General features: G+C 37.0%; 2 protein-coding genes and 1 rRNA gene. All 3 read left to right on the forward strand.

All coding sequences use genetic code 11. The features are described 5' to 3' along the window. The first annotated feature begins 32 nt into the window (after positions 1 to 32). Positions 33 to 149 (forward strand): 5S ribosomal RNA (rrf, locus tag EKM69_RS11920). An 829-nt stretch (positions 150 to 978) separates the two neighbouring features. Continuing rightward, a complete protein-coding gene (locus EKM69_RS11925; RefSeq protein ID WP_125711307.1) occupies positions 979 to 3,000 on the forward strand; it encodes a hypothetical protein in 2,022 nt (673 codons plus the stop codon). Beyond that, positions 3,001 to 6,431 (forward strand): hypothetical protein (locus EKM69_RS11930; RefSeq protein WP_164505944.1); only part of this gene is annotated, 3,431 nt, incomplete at its 3' end.

Below are 6,431 nucleotides of genomic sequence, written 5' to 3' on the forward strand. Positions count from 1 at the left end.
AATATCTAGTTTTGAAGGTACGAGCACCAAAGTGTGGTGGCGATAGCAAGAAGGATACACCTGTTCCCATGCCGAACACAGAAGTTAAGCTTCTTAACGCCGAAAGTAGTTGGTGGGAAACTACCCGCGAGGATAGGTAGTTGCCACGCAATGGTAATTGAGTAATGAGAGATAATCTCATTGCTCTTTTTTTTTTGCTCAATTTAATCTCGCTTGAGCCTTTTTGTTTCTGCTGAGTTGTATGGAATCTATCTTTGAGAATAAACAACCAAGCAGAGCCATAAACTGGAGACTAGAACTAAAACAACCTGGCCATAAATCAGCTATGGGAAAGTAAGCATGACTACAATGCCATGTAAATGACTGTATAGAGAAGACATTAACGGGACTAAACTGTATGAACACTTATGATATAAGAGTGTATAGACGGATTATAACAAGAAGTACTGAGAATCAGTTACTCTACTGATATATGCGTTGATAACAGAATACAAACACCATCCTATAGACATATGCATGATCGCAGGTAAGTAGTATTAAGATGGTATCGCAGAACGAGACATGTAATGACACAGCATAAAGGACAAAGAATGAAGTTGAATACGTTTTGTTAAATATAGTAGGAATTATAGTTATGTATTAATAAAATATAATAATAGGAGGAAACTAGAAAAAATAATAAGAATGTTTCTTATCGAACTAAGCAAATGATTATATCAATCGAATCAAAAGAGTGGTCAACAAAATTTAAGATTGTAAAAAGGATTCTAAACTGTACGTGCAAAATAGAATAATAAAAGAATATATTTACGGTAGAAATATTAACCGCGAGAAGGATCGTAAATGACAAAATGACAAATAGCACTTGATATAAATAAAGTTATATATTAATATCTTCGTGTAGCCTAAATTTATCAGGGAATAAACCATTTATTTTTTGATATGTGACGGCAAACAAATAACGGGGAGATTTATATTATGAGTACATTATTTGGCGAAGGTTCACTCGTAAAGAAAATTATCACATGGGTTTCAGCAATTATTATTGTTTTACCAATAGTTGCCTATTCAACTGTAGAAGTCGCGGAGGCCGCGATATATAACAACGTAGGCAAGTATGAGAACGTTGATCCTAGCGTTCCGCTAAAGACTTCTACTAGAAATCCGAATAAGATAGTTGGTCTTTCAATGACCGAGAAGAAGGGCGTTCCTATTATGCGCATGAATATCTCGGCTTCGTCAGATGACGTAATTAAGAAGGGTGATCAACTTGATATCAAGTTCAGTAAGAAGAACGTTGATACCAATAAGATCAAACAACTCGCTGCTAAAGATAACAACAGCCTTTACAAGATTAGTAAGAGGGGCAATGACTTAGTTGTTAACTTCAAGAAGGATGCCACATCAGGCAACTACCAAGAAGTTTTCGCCATTGCTACTAAGAATGTAAAAGCTCACACCAAAGCAACAGCTTCCTTCGCCGGAAAAGATATTAAGATTGATAACAACAATATCAACTCACAATATAGAGCTCCTCAAAAACAACAAACAAATCAACCACAAAAAGTTGTAAATCAAAATAACAATCAACAATCATCAAATAATCAACAAGCTTCAACACAATCTGCTTCATCAAACGATGGCGAGTCACAGGCGATAACATCAAATGGTCAGACGAGTCAGCAACAAGCAACACAACAACAAGTACAACAAAACCAAACAACAAATGGTGGAACTACTCAACAACAACAAGCCAATCAAACAGATGGCCAACAAATTTCACCATCATTCTCACAAGCTGAAGAAGCAGTTAACAGCAGAACAACAATTCAAGTTTCAGGAACAACAACTGCTGATCCAGCACAAAACGAATCACAAGCAACATCAACAACATCAACTTCAAATGTCGCTCAACCAGAAACACAAACAAGTAGCACAGAGACAACTGCTACTCAAACAACAACATCTACACCAGCAGCAACAACACAAACTCAATCAAATGCTGCTACTCAAGTAACACCTCAACAAACAACTCCAGTTGCAAATACAGCTGTTACAACACAAACAACAACAGCACCTGTACAAACAACAGTTGCTCAACCAACACAACAAACAACAACAACTCAACCTGTAGCTCAACAACAAACAACTACATTTGAGCCACAACAAGTTTCAACAACAACTAGCTCAACACAAGCTAGTGACAATTCTGGTTATACAGAAATTGCCAACCAAGGATATGTATCTCCAAAGACAACACTTGATAACTATCTAACATCTGATCAAGACTTAGATAATAATCAAGTTCAAAATAGCGAAGATACATACGAAGATAACTCTCAATATGAAGCTATCAAACAACATGTACAACAAAAAGCCCAAGATGCAACTCAAGAAGAAGTTTATGAGATCACTAAGGACTTGCCTTCAATCTGGCACTATATCGGTACAAATGACACTGATAGTGACACTGAAGGTCAAGTATGGAATTTCCATTCCACACTCTCAACAGGTAGAGACCTAGCTGTCACAATTGACGGTACGGCTCAACCTGATAGCGAGGATCCGCTTCAACAGCAGATGCCTAAGCTATTGAGAGCAATGGGTAAGGATATCGAACCCGGTGCTCTTGATGAAGCTGTCGACATTGACGCCTTGAAGAACTCGCAAATCTATCAAGACTACCTAGACGGCAAGTATACTGGTCCTAATGGTGAAAACAGCGCAAGTACAAGTGATGCTGTTAACACTGTTTTGAACCACACTAAGATCAGTCTAGACAAGCCCGATAATGGCGCTGCTATTACACAGCTACCAAATGTTGCCAAAGTCGATCCTAATGTGCTCTTGAATAGAGCTAAGGAAAACGCCCAAAATGGCTCAACGACTCAAACAACAGCAGATGCCGATAGTCAACAAAGTCAAGCTGTCTACAACAGTATCAAACAAGATACTTACAACAAGATGACACCATGGGCTTCAGATGATGAAAAAGCATAAATGCTCAAGTCTGTTCCATACATCTGGAATGACGCATCATCTAAGACAAACAAAGACGATAAAGTTGGACAATTATACAACTACGTCTTAAACGGCACTGACGGAAGACAAATCTACTACACAATTGATGGTAGAGTAATTCCAAATGGTAACAAGTATGAAAAGCAATTCCCTAACGTTATTGTTTCATTAGGTCAAAATATGACTAAAGGTCAATTTGATCCAATCGTTAATAACGGCATTTTGAAGAATTCAAAAGTCTATCAAGACTATACATCGCAACAAAACGGTCAAGGTAACGCCGCTACAACCGCTGCAGCAACAGCAGCACCTGCCGCTGGTGGATTAGGTATGGCACCATTACTATTAGGTGGTCTATTACCAGTTATTGGTCTACCTCTATTATTAGGTGGTTTGGCTCTTGCACCAATCGCTACTGGAGCAGTCTTAGCTACTGCACCAATCGCTCTTGCATTGGCACAACCAGTTATCCTTCCAGCATTGGCATTGATTCCAGCAATCACTCTTGGAATCCCTGCAATTACCTTAGGATTACCACTTACATTAGGTCTTAAATTGTCCTTTGCACCAATCGATCTATTAAATACATTTGTTGTAAGCAAGTTAGCATCAATCGTTCTAACTGCTCCAATCACAATCTTTAATACGATCGCTGGTGTAACACTTGGATTGATCAATACAGTTATTGGTTCAATTCCATTAGCATTATTCGACTTTATTGCACCTGTAGTATTGAACTTCGTAATTGTTCACGTAATCAGTCGCTTAGTTCAATTGACACTATTCAACACATTGCTATTTACTACACTTGCAAAAGCTTTAATCAATGGAGCTATTGATTTGGCCTTAGCCTTATCATTCATTGGTCTACCAATCGCTTTGATCAAGGGATTATTCGATCTCTTCAGATTAGGATTGGGACTATTTAATGCATTTGCTATTCCAATGCTAGTTAAAGGTTTGACATTCTTAGCCTTAGCTCCACTTGCATTGTTGAACACAATTGGATTAACACTATTTAACATTTCAATTCCAATGTTATTAGGATTCATTACTTCATTATTCTTAAGCAACCTTGTTGGTGGCTTAACATTCTTGACATTATTAGGTTTGAAACTTATCAAAGACTTACTCAAGAATGATTTCCAATTATTAATTAGATTAGCTGCTGTAGCTACGATCTTAGTTGGTTTACCAGTATTGATCGTTGCAGCACAAATCCTTAACTTCTTCATCTTGCTAGTAGCAAACGCAGTAGGTGGCTTATTACTTTGGGGTCTACTTACACTTGCTAAGAGCTTGATGCTAGCTGGTTTAGGTATTGCATTGTTCTCATTACCATTGCTTGGACAATTTGCAATCAATACTCTTGTTAAATGGAGTATCAGAGCATTGATCCACATCTTTAGATTCTTCGTAGGTCTATTCAAAGTCGGTGCAAGATTAGTTCTTTCATTCGTCTTAGGTCTATTGAATGCTATCGCTGGAATAGCTAAAGCAGCCTCAGTGATCACCGCTGTTGTCAGTGGAATCGCAGCCGCCTTAACAGCATTGATTCCAGTTGTTGGACCGGTCTTTGCTCTATTACCACTATTAATCTCATTACTTTCAATCGCAAATTCATTGATCTTAACACCAATTAAATTATTGTTAGGATTCTTAAACTTAGTAGTTCTTGGCCTTAACTTATTAGCCATTCCTGTATATCTATTTATCAGACCATTGATCTCAATTGCTTTGGCTCTTGGTGCAGGTTTGTTATCAGATATCTTGATGCCATTAATTACATTGCCATTAGTACTATTCAATCAATTGACATTATTTAACTTGATTGGATTACCACTATTACTATTGAATCTATTAGGCACATTCTTAGTAGAACCATTAGTATTAGCAGGCTTGGGCTTACTCAATGCCTTAGCATTGCCATTCTTGTTGGCATTAGCTGCATTGAACTTAGTAGCATTACTTGGATTATTATTACTTTCATTCAGATTGCCACTAATTGCCTTGTTCTTATTAGCATTACCAAGCTTTATTCCATTCTTTAACTTGATTATGGATACTATCTTCTTGGCACCATTAGTTACATTACTATTATCAGTACTTAACTTATTCATTGGATTGCCATTAATGATGTTGATCGATTCAATCATCAACTTAGTAGTTCCATTCTTAGTATGGTTAGCTGGAATGCTACTATTAGCACCAATCTTTGGACCATTAGCATTCTTGAACCCATTAACATGGATCAACTTGCCATTGATTTCAATCATCGGTACTTTCTTAACAAAATTAGCTCTTAAACTAATTTCATTACCAATCATTTTCTTAGTAAATGGTTTGCTCAGCTTGATCCCAGCAGCAATTGCTGCATTTGCAGTTGGTTTGTTACGTGCACTATTTGGTGGACTACCATTCCTTCTACTTGCACCATTGTTCTTACTACCAATCATCCTTAATGGATTATTGACAGCATTAGTACCTGGATTGAACTTGTTCACAGTGCCTGCAGCCTTAGTAGCATTATTCTTAGGTCTTCCACTTGCACTTCTTGGACTATTGAACAACTTACTTGGAAAAGCTATCTTAAGAGTTCTTTCATTCGTATTAACATACTTAACATCAAACGTATTGAAAGACTTATTAGCATTAGTTGGTGTTCCATTAGTTATTAACTTATTAACACCACTTATTTTCTTAACAAAATTACTAACAACACAATTTGGTATTTTCCCAGCATTATGGCTTGGATTACCATTGTTAGCACAATTAGTTACAAAAGCATTACTTTGGGGATTAACATTCATTAAAGGCTTTGCACATGTTGCATTAGATCTATTGAACATCGGCGCAACACTTCTAACATTGCCTCTATGGACAATCCTTCCAGCACTTAACTTATTGAGAAGATTAGCATTAGGCTTCGTTGCTCTTGTAAGTCTTCCATTAAGATTATTGAAAGATGTCTTCGACATCATCAGAGCTATCGTTGAAATCGGAGCAATCTTGGCATTGCCATTGTTAGTAGGTATCCCAGCATTCTTACTTCTATTACCATTAACAACTCTTAACTTCTTGGGTATGAAGTTATTGAACATGGCTATTCCATTTGTTCTTTCATTGTTAGCAACACTTGGTGCATCATTGATCGTTAACTTGTTGACATTCATCGGAATGTTAGCCTTGCACTTATTCAACAAATTGTTGAAGCTAGGTGCTAAGTTACTATTACTTGGTGCTATCACATTATTGATCCTCGGTGCATTACCAATCTTATTAGGTGCAGCATTATTGAACTTCTTGTTATTAGCTGGCTTGAATGCATTTATTGGATTCAATGCATGGTTGATCACAACATTAATCAATAACTTATTAATCGGAGCATTACTATTAGGTCTTGCATTATT

This window comes from Companilactobacillus zhongbaensis, from assembly GCF_003946515.1.
GTDB classification, from domain to species: Bacteria; Bacillota; Bacilli; order Lactobacillales; family Lactobacillaceae; genus Companilactobacillus; species Companilactobacillus zhongbaensis.

What these genes read in the sequence shown, in the direction of transcription:
- EKM69_RS11925 (WP_125711307.1), top strand. Translation starts at nt 979, where the DNA reads ATGAGTACATTATTTGGCGAAGGTTCACTCGTAAAGAAAATTATCACA.